We start from the raw sequence: 17,659 nt of genomic DNA, 5'->3' as shown, positions 1-17,659 counted from the left end.
AGTATGCTCTCCAAGAAAATTAATTTTTATTTTATTAAAATAGATTGATTTAAGATATTAAAACTTATCTAGTACAGCATAAACTAGTACAGTACAGCTAAAAGCCTCTGTAACAGCTTACAGAGGCTTTTATGAAGCGTTTAGAATAATTGGACTACTATTTTACCTTTAACATAATTTCACTAATGATAAGCATTTTAAAGCTTCTAACAACAACTCTTCTTTTTTAAAAGATTATAATCGATCCTTTACAGGTGCATAGCTTTTACGATGATATTCTGTCACTCCATGTCTTTGCAATGCATCCAAATGGTATCTAGTACCATATCCCATATGCTGGTCAAAACCATATTCGGGGAAACGCTTGGCTAAATCCTGCATGAACCGGTCCCTCGTCACCTTTGCAATAACAGAGCTTGCAGCAATTGATACGCTTTTGGCGTCACCCTTGATGATTGACTCTTGAGAAATCGGTAATTCGAGCTTCATCGCATCAAGTAATAAATAATCAGGCTCTATCTCCAATTTTTTTATCGCTTGCTTCATGGCAAGTTTTGTCGCTTCATAAATATTTATTTCGTCGATGACTTCTGCTTGAACGATGCCAATCCCAATAGCTTTTGCATTTGTTTTAATTAAATCGAAATACTTCTCTCTCATTGCCGCTGTTAATTTCTTTGAATCTGTTAACCCTGGTATGTAACACTCTTCTTTTAAAATGACTGCCGCTGCCACAACAGGTCCTGCCAACGGTCCTCTTCCAACCTCATCAACACCTGCAATTAGGTGAAAACCTTGGGCATGCGCTTTTCTTTCATAGCTAAGCATGCCATAAAACTGCTCTTGCAAAGCTTTTTCCTGTTCATAATGTTTCCACCATTTTTGAACAAGCTGTTGAACACCTTTTCTTGAATCAGCTTTACATTGCTCTAAAAAAGGATCGTCTTCATTAGTAATCCTCGTTATTCTATCTTGTATTTCCTTAATGGTTAAGTTCATTTCTATTAATCTCCTCACACTTACTCCTTTACTATTATATCTCTTTTTTTCGCTACAAAGAAGGAATTATCTACCGCAGTCAGTAGGTTTACGAAAAAGCCAAATAATAAGAAAAGCACAAGCGCCTTGATCAGCCTAGGGCAAATAAGCCACTCATGAATAGAAGGCGTTCTTTGCCTTCTATTCATGAGTGGCTAGACCCTAGAGGCAGTCAAAAACGCGAAGTCCTTATCTCTTGACTGCACTTGCACGTCCTGTGCTTCGGGGCTAGGCGCTGGAGCTAGACACTAAAACTATGTACAAAATTTTCTCCCTTTTAAATAAAGACTCGCAATGCTGCGAGCCGTTGGTCTAGCTATTGATTTCGGTAAATTGTTTCGGCGTTTCGAAGGAGAGTCTTCCTAATTTATCAGCTCGTATTTCTCTTAAAACAAGCTCAGAGGTTTTATCGTAATCAATATAACCACCTGGCATGATGCAACCTCTTTTTTTACCAATGACATCAAAAAGCGGAACAACCTCATCAGGCAGCTCTTCAAGATCAAAACGCTCCTTAAGTCTGTGCGGGTAATGTTCCTTTAAAAAATTTAATGCAAATACCGTAACCTCTTGCAAATTTAGAATGGCATCTTTAATAGCACCAGTTGTTGCTAGTTTTAAACCGACTAGCTGATCTTCAAACTTTGGCCAAAGTATACCTGGCGTGTCCAATAGCTCAAGCTCATTTCCGACCTTAACCCATTGCTGAGCAGTCGTTACACCTGGTCTGTCACCAGTTTTAGTAATATTTTTCTTTGCAAGCCGATTGATTAAGGTTGATTTTCCCACATTTGGAATCCCGATGATCAGCGCACGTATTGCACGAGGCTTGATTCCCTTTGCAGCCATTTTATCAAATTTCTCTTTTAATAATTCTTTTGATAATTGAGTTATTTGTTTTAATCCTGTCCCTGTTTGTGCATCAATGGCAAGAGCAGAAATTCCCTTTTCTTTAAAATATTCAAGCCATTGCCTCGTTACAGATTCATCAGCTTTATCAGCTTTGTTTAATAAAACAATACGGGGCTTTGATGATACAATTTCATCGATCATTGGATTCCGCGAAGACATGGGAATTCTTGCATCAACAAGCTCGAAGACAATATCAATTAATTTAAGCTTTTCTGTTACCTGTCTTCTTGCTTTCGCCATATGTCCAGGAAACCATTGAATTGTCATAAAAAACACCTTCTTTTCATTACTCAAATCTAAAGCTTGAGATTGGCCAATAAACCAAGCTTGCTTTACCCATTACTTCTTCTATTGGAATGGTTCCAATATGCCGGCTATCTTTACTTTGCCTTCTATTGTCACCCATAACAAAAATATGACCCTCCGGCACCGTTTCTTGTCCAATGATGCTTTCAAGATCAAAGGGCTCAGTTAATGGTCCGTCTACTAGTTGATTTTTATATTCTTCAAGATAAGGTTCTTCATACTTTTTGCCATTAATATAAAGTGTATCATTTTTATACTCAACATGATCTCCTGGTAAGCCGATTACTCTCTTAATATAATCTTTATCAACAGTAGCATGAAAAACAACAATATCAAAGCGATCAGGTTCACCAATTTTATATGAGAATTTATTCACAATCATTCTGTCTTGTGTATGTAAGGTAGGCATCATTGAGTGCCCATCAACTATAATTGGAGCAAAAAAGAAATACCTTATGACAGCCGCTAAGATGACGGCAATTGCTAACGCTTTAATCCATTCGAGCAGTTCATTTTTCTTTTTTGTCATACTTTCACCTACTCTAGTAATCATTATGACCACAGTCTACTTATTACTATACCCTATAAAAAGGCATGACAACCTTAGGATTTCTTATAAGAACAATATATAAAGCATTTTTGGACATCTAGTTTCTTTTTAACAGCTGTCCGGATTTAGATGAAAAAGGAGCTTGTTCATGAACAAGCTCCTTATCAACTATACGGACAGCATAAGCAAGCTGCGACCCATATATTGAGACCTAGCAAAAGCTAAGCAATCTTATCGAATTTCTTTGATACGTGCAGCTTTACCACGTAATTGACGTAGGTAGTAAAGTTTAGCACGGCGAACTTTACCGCGACGGATAACTTCTAATTTCGCGATCTTTGGTGTGTGTACAGGGAAAGTACGCTCAACACCTACACCGTAAGAGATCTTACGAACTGTAAATGTTTCACTAATTCCACCACCACGACGCTTAATCACAACACCTTCAAACACCTGGATACGCTCACGAGTACCCTCAACAACTTTAACGTGTACGCGTACTGTATCACCAGGACGGAATGCAGGCAGATCAGTCTTTAATTGTTCTTTTGTGATTTCTTCAATTAGTTTTTGCATCGTATTCAACTCCTTCCAACAGATGCTCTTACCAATCTTCTAATTGCAGCGGAACATCGTTTTAAAAGACTTCTGCAGCGAAAAATTTATATAATAAATTTTTATTTGACAGGAAGCCACGAGATTTATCATACCATATAGACGCATTGCCTGCAATAGCTAGTTCTCGTTTTTCCATTGTTTTATGAACGATTTTTGTTCTTCTGTTAAAGGATATGATTCTAATAGGTCCGGTCTTCGTTCAAAGGTTCTGCGCAGCGACTCCTTCTCACGCCATTCCTTGATAAGCTTATGATTTCCTGATAAGAGGACATCGGGAACCTTCATGCCGCGAAAATCGGCGGGTCTTGTATAGTGTGGATGCTCCAGTAGGCCAGAGCTATATGAATCCAATACAGGAGAGTCCTCATTTCCAAGTACACCTGGCAGCAGGCGAACAACGCTATCTGCAATGACCATTGAGGCTAGCTCTCCGCCTGTTAAGACAAAGTCTCCAATCGAGATCTCATCTGTGACAAGATGCTCTCTTATTCGTTCATCATAGCCTTCATAATGACCACAAATAAACAACAGATGCTCCTCTGTAGCTAATTGTTCAGCTTTTGCCTGTGTAAAACGTTCACCTTGCGGGCACACAAGGATCACTTTAGGTGTAGAGTCTGTCTCCTTTCTGATCGCTTCTACAGCGTCGAAAATAGGCTGAGGCTTCAATACCATTCCTGCTCCACCGCCATATGGATAATCATCCACAGTATGATGTTTATTTGAGGAGTAATCGCGAAAGTTAATGACGCGAAATTGCACAGCGTTTTTTTCTTGTGCTTTTTTTAAAATCGATTCATTTAATACACCATGAAACATCTCTGGAAATAGTGTCATAAAATCAATTTTCATTAGTCTAGTAATCCTTCCATTGGTGTAATGATCACTTTTTTGACTTCTACATCAACGTCCTTAACAATCTCTTCGATGTAGGGAATAAGAAGATCCTTACCTGCCTTTCTTTTTATCACCCAGACATCATTTGCCCCAGTTGCTAAGATCTCACGAATCGTGCCGATTTCTTCTCCTTCATCGGAGTAAACTTTACACCCTATAATTTCATGAAAATAAAATTCACCTTCATCCAGGTCTGTTAATTGCTCTTCATTTATCTTCAATAATGAACCTTTAAAATGTTCAACATCCTGAATAGAATTCATTCCTTCAAAGGTAAGCAAGTCGAAATTTTTATGTACACGATGGCTTTCGACAACTACCTCAATTGGGTCATTAGAGCCTTCCTTGAATATGTATAATTTGTTGCCAGGCTCATATCTTTCCTCAGCAAAATCTGTTTTCGAAATCACGCGAACTTCCCCTCTAATTCCATGCGTGTTAACGATTTTTCCAACATTAAACCATTTTTCGGACATCATTATCACCTCAGGCGTATTTGATCTACAATCCCATCTTTGATGACAATCGTTTTTTCCTTCATTAATTCATTCCAATTATCACCAATATTTACTTCAATGATCGCTTCAACTTCCTTTTCTTTTAGCTCGCTGCCGATTGGCAACGTATTTGCTTGTTGAAGCTGAAATTCAACCAGTTTAATTTTCTCCCGCCTTTTATCAATCTCTTTTAAAAATTGACTTGCAAGCTGCTTACTCGTTCTCTCAACCTTTTTATATTCAAAGTATAATTGATCACATTCTTGTTCTAGTAGTTGTTTCTTGTTGTTAAACTGCTCGATCAATGATTTTTTGCTAGTTTCGGTTAATATTTGTTTCACGATTACGCGGTGGAGTATATTCATTATTCTTCCTCCCCTATTAAAGCTTCTATACAAAAAAAGCGGAAGCGATTATTTCAGAGAAGCCATTCTATTGGTACAAAAAAAGGGGAGGATCCTTCCTCACCCTTTTTTTAGTCATTGATTTCAAGTTGAATTCTTTTAGATGAATTAGATCCCGCTGCATATACAACAGTTCGAATTGCTTTTGCTATACGGCCTTGTTTTCCGATTACCTTGCCAATGTCCTCTTTATGAACAGAAAGGCGATACGTAATTTGGTTCTCTGTTTCCAGTTCTGTTATTTCAACATGTTCTGGTGAGTCAACAAGTGGCTTAACAATTGCTTCGATTAACTCTTTCATCTCATTCACAGACATTACTTGCTGTATTTTGCGTTATGGAATTTTTCCATAATGCCTTGTTTAGAGAACAAGTTACGTACTGTATCAGAAGGTTTCGCACCATTTTGCATCCATTTCAACGCTAATTCTTCGTTGATTTTAACCTCTGCTGGTTGTGCAACTGGATTGTATGTTCCAACTACCTCGATATAACGTCCATCACGTGGTGAACGAGAATCTGCTACTACAATACGATAAAAAGGAGATTTTTTTGCTCCCATACGTTTTAAACGAATTTTTACTGCCATTTTATAAAGCACCTCCGAAAATGTTTCAACAAGATAGTATATTATCAAATAAGTGATGTGATGTAAAGGTTTTTTTCTTGTCAGAAGAAAATTCCTTTAGAAAAAGTGGCTTTTTACTAAGTTTTGGTTGCTAGCTTCAGCGCCTAGCACCTCGAGTCATAAGCCAATTAGGAATTGAAGGTAAAGTACACCTTCTATTCCTAATCGTCTTATGCTTGTCGGTGCTGAGCGAGGCGCTTCCGCTTTAAATTTACATAAACGGGAATTTAAAGCCTTTTTTCTTGCTTTTTGACATGCTGGTCATTTGCTTCATCATTTTTTTCATATCATCAAATTGCTTTAAAAGACGGTTTACTTCCTGAACAGATGTACCACTGCCCTTTGCAATTCGCTTTTTACGTGAAGCATTCATAATTTCAGGATTAATTTTTTCCTGTGCAGTCATTGACTTGATGATCGCTTCAACATGGCTGATTTGCTTTTCATCAACTTGAAGATTTTTAAGTCCCTTCATTTTATTGGCTCCTGGAAGCATGCCAATAAGATCTTCTAGAGGACCCATGTTTCGTACTTGGCCAAGCTGCTCTAAAAAATCATCAAATGTAAAGGACATTGTCCGCATTTTCTGCTCTAGCTCTTTCGCCTTTTCAGCATCAACATTTGTTTGAGCTTTTTCAATTAATGTTAATACATCACCCATACCAAGAATTCTTGATGCCATTCGTTCTGGATGGAATGCTTCTAATGCGTCTAGCTTTTCGCCGAGACCGACAAACTTTATCGGTGTATCTGTAACAGAACGTATCGATAAGGCTGCACCACCGCGAGTGTCACCATCAAGCTTGGTCAGAACAACACCAGTTAATCCGAGTTGTTCATTAAAGCTCTTTGCAACATTTACTGCATCCTGACCTGTCATCGCATCGACTACAAGGAATATTTCATCAGGCTTGGCAATGGTTTTCACCTGCTCTAGCTCTTCCATTAAATTTTCATCAATATGAAGCCGTCCTGCTGTATCAATAATGACATAATCATGATGCTCCTCTTTCGCATGTTCAAGTGCCTTTGTTGCAATTTCAACTGGACTAACTTGATCCCCTAATGAAAAAACAGGCATATCAAGCTGCTTGCCTAATGTCTGCAATTGTTTGATTGCAGCAGGACGATAAATGTCAGCTGCAACAAGCAATGGCTTACGATTGAATTTCTTTCGTAATAGGTTGGCAAGCTTTCCCGTTGTCGTAGTTTTACCAGCACCTTGTAAACCAACCATCATAATGACTGTTGGCGGGCGATTGGAAACAGCAATTTTACTTTGCTCTCCACCCATTAACTCAGTTAGTTCCTCTTTAACAACTTTAATGACCTGTTGGCCTGGGGTTAAACTTTTCATAACCTCTTGACCAACAGCACGTTCACTTACACGCTTAATAAATTCTTTTACGACTTTGAAGTTAACATCGGCTTCCAAAAGTGCAAGGCGAACCTCCCGCATCATTTCTTTTACATCAGCCTCTGATACCTTCCCTTTACCGCGAATTTTTGCCATCGTATTTTGCAGTCGGTCGGCTAATCCTTCAAATGCCATAATGCCGCCTCCTAATCTAATTTCTCAAGTTCACTTAGCAATGACTCGATTTCAGGGTTTTGATTTGTAAAAACCATATACTCTCGAAGCTTGGTCAATAGCTCTTGCCGCTTTTGAAATTTTTGAAATAATAATAGCTTTTCTTCGTATTGCTCCAGCATTGCTTCAGTACGTTTAATGTTATCGTATACTGCTTGTCTGCTAACATTATATTCTTCCGCAATTTCACCAAGGGAGAAATCATCTAAATAGTACAACGACATATAGCTCTTTTGTTTAGGCGTTAGCAATGTTTGATAGAAATCAAACAGGTAATTTAGCCTTGTCGTTTTTTCAAGCATCATGCCGTTTCACCCCTTTGTTAAGTGAATTACCTTTACATGTTATTAGTCTACAGATGTCAGATTTGCTTGTCAAGTTATATTCGTTGCTTAAGGGAAATATTTCATATGTATAATGGATATAGATGAGAGATTTTAAATAACCCTGGGGGACAAAGGAATGAGAAAATGTTCAATTTATCATGCTTGTTCTCATTGCAGTGATTCTTTGGAAACAACTGACAAAAAATAAACAACAAAGAAATCGTCCATTATAAGATAAAATAGATAGAGCAAAAGAGCTAACTTTCCATATCTAATGAAAAGTTAGCTCTTTTTGATTAATTCTCTTCCTCTTGTGCTTCAATAATGCCAGAGAAAAGACCATATACATATTGTTCTGTATTAAATTCCTGAAGGTCGTCCATCTTTTCACCAAGACCAACTAGTTTAACAGGAATGTCCAGTTCGCCTTTAATTGCTAAAACAATTCCGCCTTTTGCAGTGCCATCTAATTTTGTTAATACAATTCCCGATACATCTGTTGCTTGGGAAAATTGCTTCGCTTGTGTCATAGCATTTTGACCAGTTGTAGCATCTAGTACAAGCAAAACCTCATGTGGCGCGCCGGGTATTTCTTTTTCAATGACACGCTTTACTTTTTCAAGCTCCTTCATGAGATTAACCTTGTTTTGAAGTCTTCCTGCTGTATCACATAAAAGTACATCTACTTTTCGTGCCTTTGCAGCCTGTACAGCATCATACATAACAGCTGCCGGATCTGAGCCTTCAGATTGCTTGATTACATCAACACCAACACGTTCTCCCCATACTTCCAGCTGCTCAATCGCTCCTGCTCTAAATGTATCTCCAGCAGCTAACAATACTGAGTTTCCTTCACTTTTAAGCTTGTGTGCTAATTTTCCAATTGTTGTCGTCTTTCCTACTCCGTTGACTCCAACAAATAGCACGACATTTAATCGACCTGGCTCAAGATTAAGTTTGTTGTTTTCTTCAACTTGATCCCCTTGATAAATCTCAACGAGTTTTTCCGAAATAACTGCTTGAACTTCTTTCGTATCATGGATATTGCGTCGTTTTACTTCCATCTTCAACTCATCAATGAGATCCATAACCGTCATTACACCAACATCTGCACTAATTAAAAGCTCTTCAAGCTCCTCAAAAAATTCTTCATCAACTTTACGATACTTTGCAACAAGATCATTCATCTTTCCAGCAAATGAATCTCTTGTTTTCGTTAAGCCTTCTTTAAATTTTTCAGTTACAGAATCTGTTTGCTTTGTAATCTTTTCTTTAAGTTTTTTAAAAAAACTCATGTTTGTTCGTCCTTTCAGCTAGGATTGTACTAATTCTTTGGTTTCTTCAAGTCTTACAGATACAAGCTTAGAAACACCTGATTCCTGCATCGTAACTCCATACAGGACATCAGCTTCCTCCATTGTTCCTTTACGATGTGTGATCACAATAAATTGTGTTTCTTGGCTAAATTTTTTCAAATACTGGGCAAAGCGATGAACATTTGCTTCATCAAGTGCTGCTTCAACTTCATCAAGAACACAAAAAGGCACTGGTCTCACCTTCAGAATTGAAAATAATAGCGCAATCGCTGTGAGTGCTCGTTCCCCTCCTGAAAGGAGACCGAGGTTTTGAAGCTTTTTACCTGGAGGCTGTGCAACAATCTCAACACCAGTGTTTAACAAATCATTAGGGTCTGTTAGTTTTAATTCAGCTCGTCCGCCGCCAAAGAGCGCCTGAAAGACTGATTCAAAATGGGAACGAATGGCATTAAAGGTTTGCTCAAACCTTCTCTTCATTTCTTCATCCATTTCATCGATAACCTGGTAGAGAGTGTCTTTTGCTTCTGTCAAATCATTTCGTTGCTCAGATAGGAAGGTGAAGCGTTCATTTACCCGTTCAAATTCTTCAATCGCCCCTAAGTTTACCGTTCCCAGCTCATCGATTGCAAGCTTGATTAGTTTTACTCGTTTTCTTGCTTCCTCAATTTCGACCTCTAACGTATATTTCTCTTTAGCAGCTTCAAAGGTTAATAAATATTCCTCACGCAGATGGTTGAGACGATTATCTAATTCAACATCTAAACGATTCAACTTGACCTCTTCATCCTTTAAACTGTCCTGAAGTTGCTTATCCTGACGTTTTAGCTCTTTTAATTCCCGCTCCTCATCCTCAAGCTTTTCTTGTAACTGGACACGTTCATCACGTCTTGAAGAAATTAGCTCAATTGTTTTATTTTTATCCTGCAGCTTTTTCTTAGCAGCTTCTTCTAGCTTTTCCTCACCAGATGAGCTTGAATTCATCTCATTTGAAAGGAAGGAATAATCCTCTTTTGCTTCTTCATATTTTTGCAGTGATTCCTCAAGGTCTTGGTTTATGCGTGCAACCTTTTCCTTTTGGTTTTCGTATATCTGCTTCTTACTAGCAAAGATGACCTTTAATTCTGTTAATTCACTTTGGAGCTCATCCTTTGATGTTTGCTGTGATACTTTTTTGGCTGATAGCTCCTCAATTTCTTTCTCCAGCTTTTCCAGCGCTGATCCCATTTTTTCTAAGCTTTGACCAAGCTCTTTTTTCCTTGCTGTAAATCGTTCCTTTTCAGATTCAAACGATTCTCGCTCAGCATCATATAATTTCAAATGATCGTTAACATTCTTTTCATTGATTTCAATCTCTCTTATTTCGCTCCTAATCATTTGCTCTTCAAGACGGAGCTTTTCACCTTTTGCCCGCAACTCTTCAAGAAGAGCTTCATTATTTTGAATGGTTTGCTTTGTCCCCTTAACATCTTGTTCAAGCTGGGCTGTTCTTTCTTCCATTTCCACTAATTTCTCTTGAATCGTTTCTAATTCTCTCCCGCGGCTTAATAAAGAATTATTTTTTTGCTTAACTGCTCCACCTGTCATTGATCCCCCTGGATTCACAACATCTCCTTGAAGGGTAACGAGTCGATAGCGATAATTCATTAGCTTTGCAATTTCATTTGCACCCTTGAGATCAGTGGTTACAATTACTGTTCCAAGCAGATTTCCAATAATTGCTTTAAACTGCGGTTGATAGTTTACTAGATCAGTTGCAATGCCAACGAATGCTTGATGGGTTTCAATCATTCTAAGATCATGCGGTACGATTGAACGTGGTTTTATAACAGATAACGGCAGAAATGTTGCACGACCAAAAGAATGCTCCTTTAAATATTGGATCGCTTTCCTGGCTGCGGCTTCATCCTTAACAACGACATGCTGCATTGAACTGCTTAACGCAATTTCAATCGCCGTTTCGTAGTTTTTATCTGTGGAAATTAACTCAGCAACCGCCCCATAAATGCCTCCAAGCTGTTCCTTTGCTTTTAATATCTCCTTAACACCTTGAAAAAATCCTGCATAGTCCTCCTGCATTGATTCGAGGACTTCCTTTCTTGAACGGGTTTGCTGAAGAATCTGATAAGCTTGATATAAAGCAGATTCTTTCTTTTGATAAGCATTTTTTAAATTTTCTAATTTCGCTTGTGCATCGCGATAACTTTTTATTTGATCAGATAACTGACTCTCAATAAGTGAGTATTTTGCTTCAATTTTTGTCTTTCTTTCAAAAATTTCCTGTCTCTCCGTAATATACCTTTTATTAGAATCTTGCAGTCTCGTATTTTTCCGTTCTTGCTGGCTAAGCTGTTCATCAATATAATGAATTTCATTTCGAGCCGCAGCCTGTTCATTTAGCAGTTCAAAATATTCACTTTTTAAGCTCTCAATTAGCTCCTCGATATTTTGATCATAGGTTGTCATTTGCTGCTGCTTCTCAGTCAATTGATCTTGAATTGCTTGCAGCTCATTTTTATAGGTTAATAAAAACGCTTCTTGCTCTTGTTTTTCTCTATTTAACTGTGATAATCGATCATTTAGCTCTTCGATCAATTTCTCTAACTGCGCCTTATTTTGATGGGCATTTTTCTTCCGTTCTTTAAGAACTTCTTTTCTTCCCTCGAGCTTTTCCAATTCCTCACTCGCTAATAGAAGTACCTGCTGCAAATCATTTATGGACTCATCTAATGCGACAAGATAATCCCTCATCTTCTCCACTTCTGCTTCTTTCTTTTGGATTGTAGCAGAAAGTTTCAATTCGCGATCTTTTCCTTCGGCAACTGATTTTGCCAATGCTTCGTATTTATGATGAAGCTCCTCAATTTCATATACTGTCACGGCTACTTCAATTTGTTCGAGCTCTTCTTTTTTCTGCAAATAATCCTTTGCAATCGATGCTTGAATTTTTAAAGGTTCAACCTGACCTTCGAGCTCGTATAAAATGTCCTGGACACGATTTAGATTTTCTTGCGTTTCCGCTAATTTATATTCAGCCTTCTTTTTTCGCGACTTATATTTTAGCACTCCGGCCGCTTCTTCAAATATACTTCTACGTTCTTCAGCTTTGCTGCTGAGGATTTCTTCAACCTTCCCCTGGCTTATAATGGAAAATGCTTCTTTACCAAGTCCAGAGTCCATAAACAAATCTACAATATCTTTCAAGCGGCAGCTTTGCTTATTAATAAAAAATTCACTTTCTCCCGAGCGAAAAACACGTCTTGTCACACTGACTTCATGATAATCAATTGGGAGAAAATGATCTTCATTATCCAAGGTTAATGTAACTTCAGCAACATTTAACCCTTTTCTAGAATCACTTCCCGCAAAAATGATATCCTCCATTTTTGCTCCACGAAGAGATTTAGCTGACTGTTCTCCTAATACCCATCTAATCCCATCAGTTATATTACTTTTCCCACTACCATTTGGTCCAACTACTGCGGTAACTCCTTTTACAAAATCAACTGTTACCCGTTCAGCAAAGGACTTGAATCCTACAATATCCAACCGTTTGAGGAACATTGTGATTTCCTCCTTACTCTTTTCAATTTGTGATGTGATTCTCTTGTTCAATCACGCTTATGGTGTATCTTTAAGTTTTATAAAGTGAAATAACATCTAAATCATGAAAAATCCTCTCATATTTTATCACATTCTATAAGAAATAAGTCATAGGAAAGGGGCAACTTTAGCCATGTCATGTTCATCACTATAAATCATTTTTCATAATGGAAATGATAGAATAGGAAGTACATGCTTTTCTAAATCTGCCCCTAGGTATGCTAGTTATTAAGCTGTTGAAGCTTTGATAATGCTTCTTGTGCGGCATGCTGCTCTGCTTCTTTCTTCGATCTGCCGCTGCCGGTTCCAAAAACTTCACCATTCAAAGATACTGTCGATACAAATTCCCGATTATGAGCTGGCCCTTTTTCTTGTAAGATTTTGTATTCCAAGACGCCTTTTGTATCCCTTTGAACAAATTCTTGCAATTGACTTTTAAAATCCATCACATGCGAAAAAGCACCTTCATCAATTTTCGGAATCACAAACTTTTCTAAAAATTGCACGACAGCATCTAAGCCCTGATCTAAGTATAAAGCACCGATAAATGCTTCAAATACATCTGCTAATAATGCAGGACGTGCACGCCCTCCAGTCATTTCTTCCCCTTTACCAAGCAATACTAATGTGCCGAAAGAAAGATTGTTAGCAAATGAAACTAGGGAAGGTTCACAAACAATTGCCGCACGCAGCTTTGTCAGTTCTCCTTCACTCATCATCGGATACTTTTTATAAAGAAATTGTGAGACTGTAAGCTCTAGTACTGCATCTCCCAAGAACTCTAGCCTTTCATTATCTTCATAAGGCTTCTTGCGATGCTCATTCACATATGATGAATGAGTGAAAGCTTGATATAAAAGCTTTTCATTCTTAAATGTATGGCCAATACGCTCCTGAAATTTTTTAAATTCCTCTGCCTTCCTTGCAAAGGTTCTTTTCTCTTTATAATTAATATGTCTAGGCATATAATCCTCCAATAAAAGCGGAAGCGCTCTTTTTAGCCTCATTCATATAAGTCGCTTCATAATAAAAGGGGGTTCATACCTTTAATTATGGAGAGGCTTATGAACTAAAAGGCAGTAACAAGTACAATAAATCCAATTGCCTTTATATGCTATCCGGCCAAAAGGCGCTAAAGCAAACTAATTGTTCATCAAATACTATCTTTTCCTATATTAAAAAAACATAATAAAAGGGGTAAAGCCCCGCAATCATACGGGACTTTAACAACAACATTATTGTTGGCTATTTATGTAGTTAACAGCGTCACCCACTGTACTGATTTTTTCTGCATCTTCATCAGAAATTTCCATATCGAACTCATCTTCAAGTTCCATAACAAGCTCAACTACATCTAGGGAATCTGCACCAAGATCATCTTTGAATGAAGACTCTAATTTTACTTCAGACTCATCAACACCTAAACGGTCTACGATAATCTTTGTTACACGATCTAATACTTCTGCCATTTTCCTTCACCTCCCCTCAAGTATTATAAGTTATTTTCCCTTGAAAAACTAGGTTTCCTATTAGCATTTTTTAAATCTTTTCTAAGAGGTGGTATTAAAATAATATCAAGGGTTAGTGCTTTAATAGAATAGCAATATAATGGTTGAGAAACAACCTATTTTACATGACCATTCCGCCATTAACATGCATCGTTTGGCCAGTAATATATTTACTCTTATCAGAAGCAAGAAAACTAACAATATTAGCGATATCGCTAGGCTCTCCTAGTTTTGCTAATGGAATTTGCTTAAGCATTTCTGTCTTCATTTCTTCTGAGAGCTCATCTGTCATATCTGTTGTAATGAAGCCAGGTGCTACAGCGTTAACTGTAATATTTCTGGATGCAAGCTCCTTTGCAGTCGTTTTCGTTAAACCAATGACACCAGCCTTTGCTGCTACGTAATTGGATTGGCCGGGATTCCCGCTGACACCTACTACAGAAGTGATATTAATGATTCGTCCACTACGCTGCTTCATCATTTGGCGAGTAACAGCTTTTGTACATAGGAAAACACCTTTTAAGTTTGTGTTTATGACATCATCCCATTCATTGTCCTTCATTCTCATTAATAAGTTATCACGAGTGATTCCAGCATTATTAACAAGAATATCTAATTGTCCAAACTGGTTAATAACCTCTTTCACCATTTGTGTAACATCTTCACTATTTGACACATCTGCTTTTATCGCAAAGGCATTTCCGCCACCTGCTTTAATTTCATCAACAACCTCATTAGCTTTTGCTTCATTTCCTGCATAATTGACAGCAACACTTGCGCCATTTTTTGCTAAATCCAGCGCAATCGCTCTTCCAATCCCGCGTGATGCCCCTGTAACTAGCGCTACTTTGTTCTCTAGCATATTTACTCCCCCTTTAGCTTTTCAACAGTTGATTTTATTGTTTCCAGGTCTGAAATCGCATGAACGGTTGCAGAACGATCAATTTTCTTCACTAGACCTGACAATACTTTTCCAGGACCAATTTCAATAAACGTGGTTACACCATTTTCAATCATCGTTTTTACAGATTCTTCCCATCTTACTGGAGAGTATAACTGTTTAACAAGTAATTCCTTGATTTCTTCTTGTTTTGTCACTTGATCGGCTGTTACATTCGCAATTACTGGAATGACGGCGTCCTGAAAGCTTAATTCACTTAATACGTTTTGCAGCTGATCAGCTGCAGGCTTCATTAATTCTGAATGAAACGGTCCGCTTACAACTAGAGGAATGGCACGTTTCGCTCCCTTTTCTTTTGCAAATGCGGACGCCCGTTCCACCCCTTCAGCTGTTCCTGAAATGACAATTTGCCCAGGACAATTCAAATTGGCCAATTGAACAGAATGACCTGTATTCGTTACCTCGGAAGTAATAGCCTCAAGATCCTCAGCAGCCATACCTAAAATTGCAGCCATTGCACCTTGTCCAGCTGGTACAGCCTCATCCATAAACTCCCCGCGTTTTTTTACAGCATAAACTGCATCCTCAAAGCTTAAAACACCTGCTGCTACAAGTGCTGTATACTCACCAAGACTATGTCCTGCAACAAAGTCAGCCGTAATTCCATTCTTTTTAAAATGTTCTAAAATCGCAATGCTCGTGGTGAGCAAAGCTGGCTGTGCATTATAGGTTAATGTTAATGTATCCTGCGGACCTTCAAAAATAAGTTCTGAAAGCTTCTCACCTAATCGATTATCAGCTTGTTCAAAAATTTGTTTTGATTCTTCTACTTGATCAAATAGCTCTTTCCCCATTCCTACTGATTGCGACCCTTGTCCAGGAAATATAAATGCTATTTTCGTCATAAAGCTTCCCTCCGTTTTTTTAAAAGACCAGAAAGTATAATTTTTACTTAATTTTGGTGTGTAGCTCCAGGGCCATCGGCTCTAGGGTCTTACTCTGCAATTCCTATTAGTGAGGCATGAATGGTTTTTGTTACATTGTACGACACCATTTCACGAGTTTGACGGATTGCGTTATAAATGGCATTGGCATCTGATGAGCCATGAGCTTTTATTACAGGAGCCTTTAAGCCAAAAAGTGCGGCACCGCCATATTCTGAATAATCCATTTTTTGTTTTATCTGTTTAAATTCAGGCTTTAAAACTCCAGCAGCTAATTTTGACTTAAGATTGCTTGTTAACGCAGATTTCATCATTGAAAAGACGGATAAAGCCGTTCCTTCAATTGATTTTAAGGCAATATTACCTGTAAAACCGTCTGTTACAACAACATCTGCAACAGATTCCATTAAATCTCTAGATTCTACATTGCCAACAAAATTTAACTGTGAATTTTTTAAAAGCTCAAATGTCTGTTTTGTTAATTCATTTCCTTTTTTATCTTCTGTTCCAACATTCAATAACCCTATTCGCGGATTATTAATTCCCCGAACCTTTTCAACATAGATCGAACCCATCAGTGCATACTGAAATAAATGCTCTGGTTTTGCATCTACATTTGCACCGACATCCAAAAATAAAAAACCCTTCCCATCCAAGGTTGGCAAAGTTGGTGACAATGCTGGACGTTCAATCCCTTCGATTCGGCCAACGATAAATAATCCAGCAGTCATTAATGCTCCAGTGTTACCTGCAGATATACACCCGTCAGCCCGGCCTTCCTTTACTTCGTTAGCCATAAGCACCATTGATGCGTTCTTTTTTCTTCTTACTGCCCGTACTGGTTCATCTGTCGCTTCAATAACTTCATCTGTATGTATAACGTTAATTCTCGTTTGATCTGTTAAGTACTGCTTCATTTTATCCTCTTGGCCAATGAGTGTTACCTCTAAATCAGGAAAAGCAGAAATAGCCTTCATAACGCCTTCCACTACTGATTTAGGGGCATGATCCCCACCCATTGCATCAATCGCTAGCTTCATTTATGTAACCTACCTTTGTGCTGGATTTGAGCGATACATGTCAAATTCACCGGAAAATACCAATTCATTCCCAACATAACTGTTAACTTCTACAATTGTACGTCCTTTTTCAGAATCGCCCTTTACAACCTTTGCTTTAGCAATCACACGCTCATTTTCTTTCACTTGCCTTGTAAACCGAATATTTGCTTTAGCAGTTAAGGCTAATTCATCATTGATTACAGCAACAGCTAATGAATTTGCTTGTGCAAACAAGTGATGACCGCGGGCAATTTGATTTCGATTAAAAACATGCTCTTTTTTTATTTCTAAAATCGAAATCGCCGATTCATCTAGCTGAAGGTCGATAATTTCCCCAATAACTTCCTCTATTTGTAACGATTTCACTTCATTATCGAGCTTTTTTTCCGCAACATGTTTAATTCGTTCCCTTAATTCTGGAATGGATAGTTCCAATCGGTCTAATCGAATTGTTTGAATGCTTACTTGAAATTTATCTGCCAATTCCTCATCTGTTATAAATGGTGTTTCACTTATTGTTTCTTGTAATAAACGCTGCCTCTCTTTTTTACTCTTCCTCATA

The 17,659-nt window shown here is 37.9% G+C and carries 19 protein-coding genes; all 19 read right to left on the bottom strand.

From position 1 onward, the window contains the following. Positions 1-234: 234 nt before the first annotated feature. Positions 235-999: a ribonuclease HII gene (locus Q1B07_RS01215; RefSeq protein ID WP_299087105.1), complete on the bottom strand. Its 765-nt coding sequence runs from the start codon at positions 997-999 to the stop codon at positions 235-237. Between the two features lie 351 nt (positions 1,000-1,350). Beyond that, positions 1,351-2,217, bottom strand: coding sequence for a ribosome biogenesis GTPase YlqF (ylqF, locus tag Q1B07_RS01210; RefSeq protein ID WP_299087103.1), 867 nt, complete (start codon positions 2,215-2,217; stop codon positions 1,351-1,353). 19 nt (positions 2,218-2,236) lie between these two features. Then, entirely contained in the window at positions 2,237-2,785 is a 549-nt protein-coding gene (lepB, locus tag Q1B07_RS01205) for a signal peptidase I (RefSeq protein WP_299087101.1), read from the bottom strand. Positions 2,786-3,037: 252 nt separating this feature from the next. Continuing rightward, the gene (gene rplS, locus Q1B07_RS01200; protein ID WP_046514692.1) at positions 3,038-3,382 is read right to left on the bottom strand and encodes a 50S ribosomal protein L19; all 345 of its coding nucleotides are present in this window, start codon (positions 3,380-3,382) and stop codon (positions 3,038-3,040) included. A 159-nt stretch (positions 3,383-3,541) separates the two neighbouring features. Then, a complete protein-coding gene (gene trmD, locus Q1B07_RS01195) occupies positions 3,542-4,276 on the bottom strand; it encodes a tRNA (guanosine(37)-N1)-methyltransferase TrmD (protein ID WP_299087097.1) in 735 nt (244 codons plus the stop codon). After that, positions 4,276-4,797 carry a ribosome maturation factor RimM gene (gene rimM, locus Q1B07_RS01190; protein ID WP_299087095.1) on the bottom strand — a complete coding sequence of 174 codons (522 nt, stop codon included), beginning with the start codon at positions 4,795-4,797 and terminating at the stop codon, positions 4,276-4,278. The genes trmD and rimM overlap by 1 nt, the downstream gene beginning before the upstream one ends. A gap of 5 nt (positions 4,798-4,802) precedes the next feature. After that, entirely contained in the window at positions 4,803-5,183 is a 381-nt protein-coding gene (locus Q1B07_RS01185; protein ID WP_299087093.1) for a YlqD family protein, read from the bottom strand. Positions 5,184-5,293: 110 nt separating this feature from the next. Then, positions 5,294-5,524, bottom strand: coding sequence for a KH domain-containing protein (locus Q1B07_RS01180; protein ID WP_046515044.1), 231 nt, complete (start codon positions 5,522-5,524; stop codon positions 5,294-5,296). Between the two features lie 14 nt (positions 5,525-5,538). Next, entirely contained in the window at positions 5,539-5,811 is a 273-nt protein-coding gene (gene rpsP / locus Q1B07_RS01175) for a 30S ribosomal protein S16 (protein WP_299087091.1), read from the bottom strand. 250 nt (positions 5,812-6,061) lie between these two features. Further along, positions 6,062-7,402: a signal recognition particle protein gene (gene ffh / locus Q1B07_RS01170; protein WP_299087089.1), complete on the bottom strand. Its 1,341-nt coding sequence runs from the start codon at positions 7,400-7,402 to the stop codon at positions 6,062-6,064. Between the two features lie 11 nt (positions 7,403-7,413). Continuing rightward, on the bottom strand, positions 7,414-7,746 hold the full coding sequence (locus Q1B07_RS01165) for a putative DNA-binding protein (protein ID WP_299087087.1): 333 nt from the start codon (positions 7,744-7,746) through the stop codon (positions 7,414-7,416). A gap of 317 nt (positions 7,747-8,063) precedes the next feature. Beyond that, on the bottom strand, positions 8,064-9,062 hold the full coding sequence (gene ftsY / locus Q1B07_RS01160; RefSeq protein WP_299087085.1) for a signal recognition particle-docking protein FtsY: 999 nt from the start codon (positions 9,060-9,062) through the stop codon (positions 8,064-8,066). An 18-nt stretch (positions 9,063-9,080) separates the two neighbouring features. Then, the gene (smc, locus tag Q1B07_RS01155) at positions 9,081-12,644 is read right to left on the bottom strand and encodes a chromosome segregation protein SMC (RefSeq protein WP_299087083.1); all 3,564 of its coding nucleotides are present in this window, start codon (positions 12,642-12,644) and stop codon (positions 9,081-9,083) included. Between the two features lie 260 nt (positions 12,645-12,904). Then, positions 12,905-13,648 (bottom strand): ribonuclease III, encoded by a 744-nt coding sequence (rnc, locus tag Q1B07_RS01150; protein ID WP_299087081.1) that lies wholly within the window; start codon positions 13,646-13,648, stop codon positions 12,905-12,907. Between the two features lie 270 nt (positions 13,649-13,918). Next, positions 13,919-14,152 carry an acyl carrier protein gene (gene acpP, locus Q1B07_RS01145; RefSeq protein WP_299087079.1) on the bottom strand — a complete coding sequence of 78 codons (234 nt, stop codon included), beginning with the start codon at positions 14,150-14,152 and terminating at the stop codon, positions 13,919-13,921. 160 nt (positions 14,153-14,312) lie between these two features. Next, complete coding sequence (gene fabG, locus Q1B07_RS01140) at positions 14,313-15,053, bottom strand: 3-oxoacyl-[acyl-carrier-protein] reductase (RefSeq protein ID WP_299087078.1); 741 nt, start codon at positions 15,051-15,053, stop codon at positions 14,313-14,315. 2 nt (positions 15,054-15,055) lie between these two features. Further along, entirely contained in the window at positions 15,056-15,997 is a 942-nt protein-coding gene (gene fabD, locus Q1B07_RS01135; RefSeq protein ID WP_299087076.1) for an ACP S-malonyltransferase, read from the bottom strand. Between the two features lie 89 nt (positions 15,998-16,086). Then, a complete protein-coding gene (gene plsX, locus Q1B07_RS01130; protein WP_299087074.1) occupies positions 16,087-17,076 on the bottom strand; it encodes a phosphate acyltransferase PlsX in 990 nt (329 codons plus the stop codon). Between the two features lie 9 nt (positions 17,077-17,085). Beyond that, complete coding sequence (gene fapR / locus Q1B07_RS01125; RefSeq protein WP_299087072.1) at positions 17,086-17,658, bottom strand: transcription factor FapR; 573 nt, start codon at positions 17,656-17,658, stop codon at positions 17,086-17,088. Position 17,659: the final 1 nt, after the last annotated feature.

This window comes from uncultured Metabacillus sp., from assembly GCF_947503125.1.
Lineage (GTDB): Bacteria > Bacillota > Bacilli > Bacillales > Bacillaceae > Metabacillus.
Note: the sequence above shows the minus strand (reverse complement) of the source record. Positions and strands in the feature narration are given on the sequence as shown.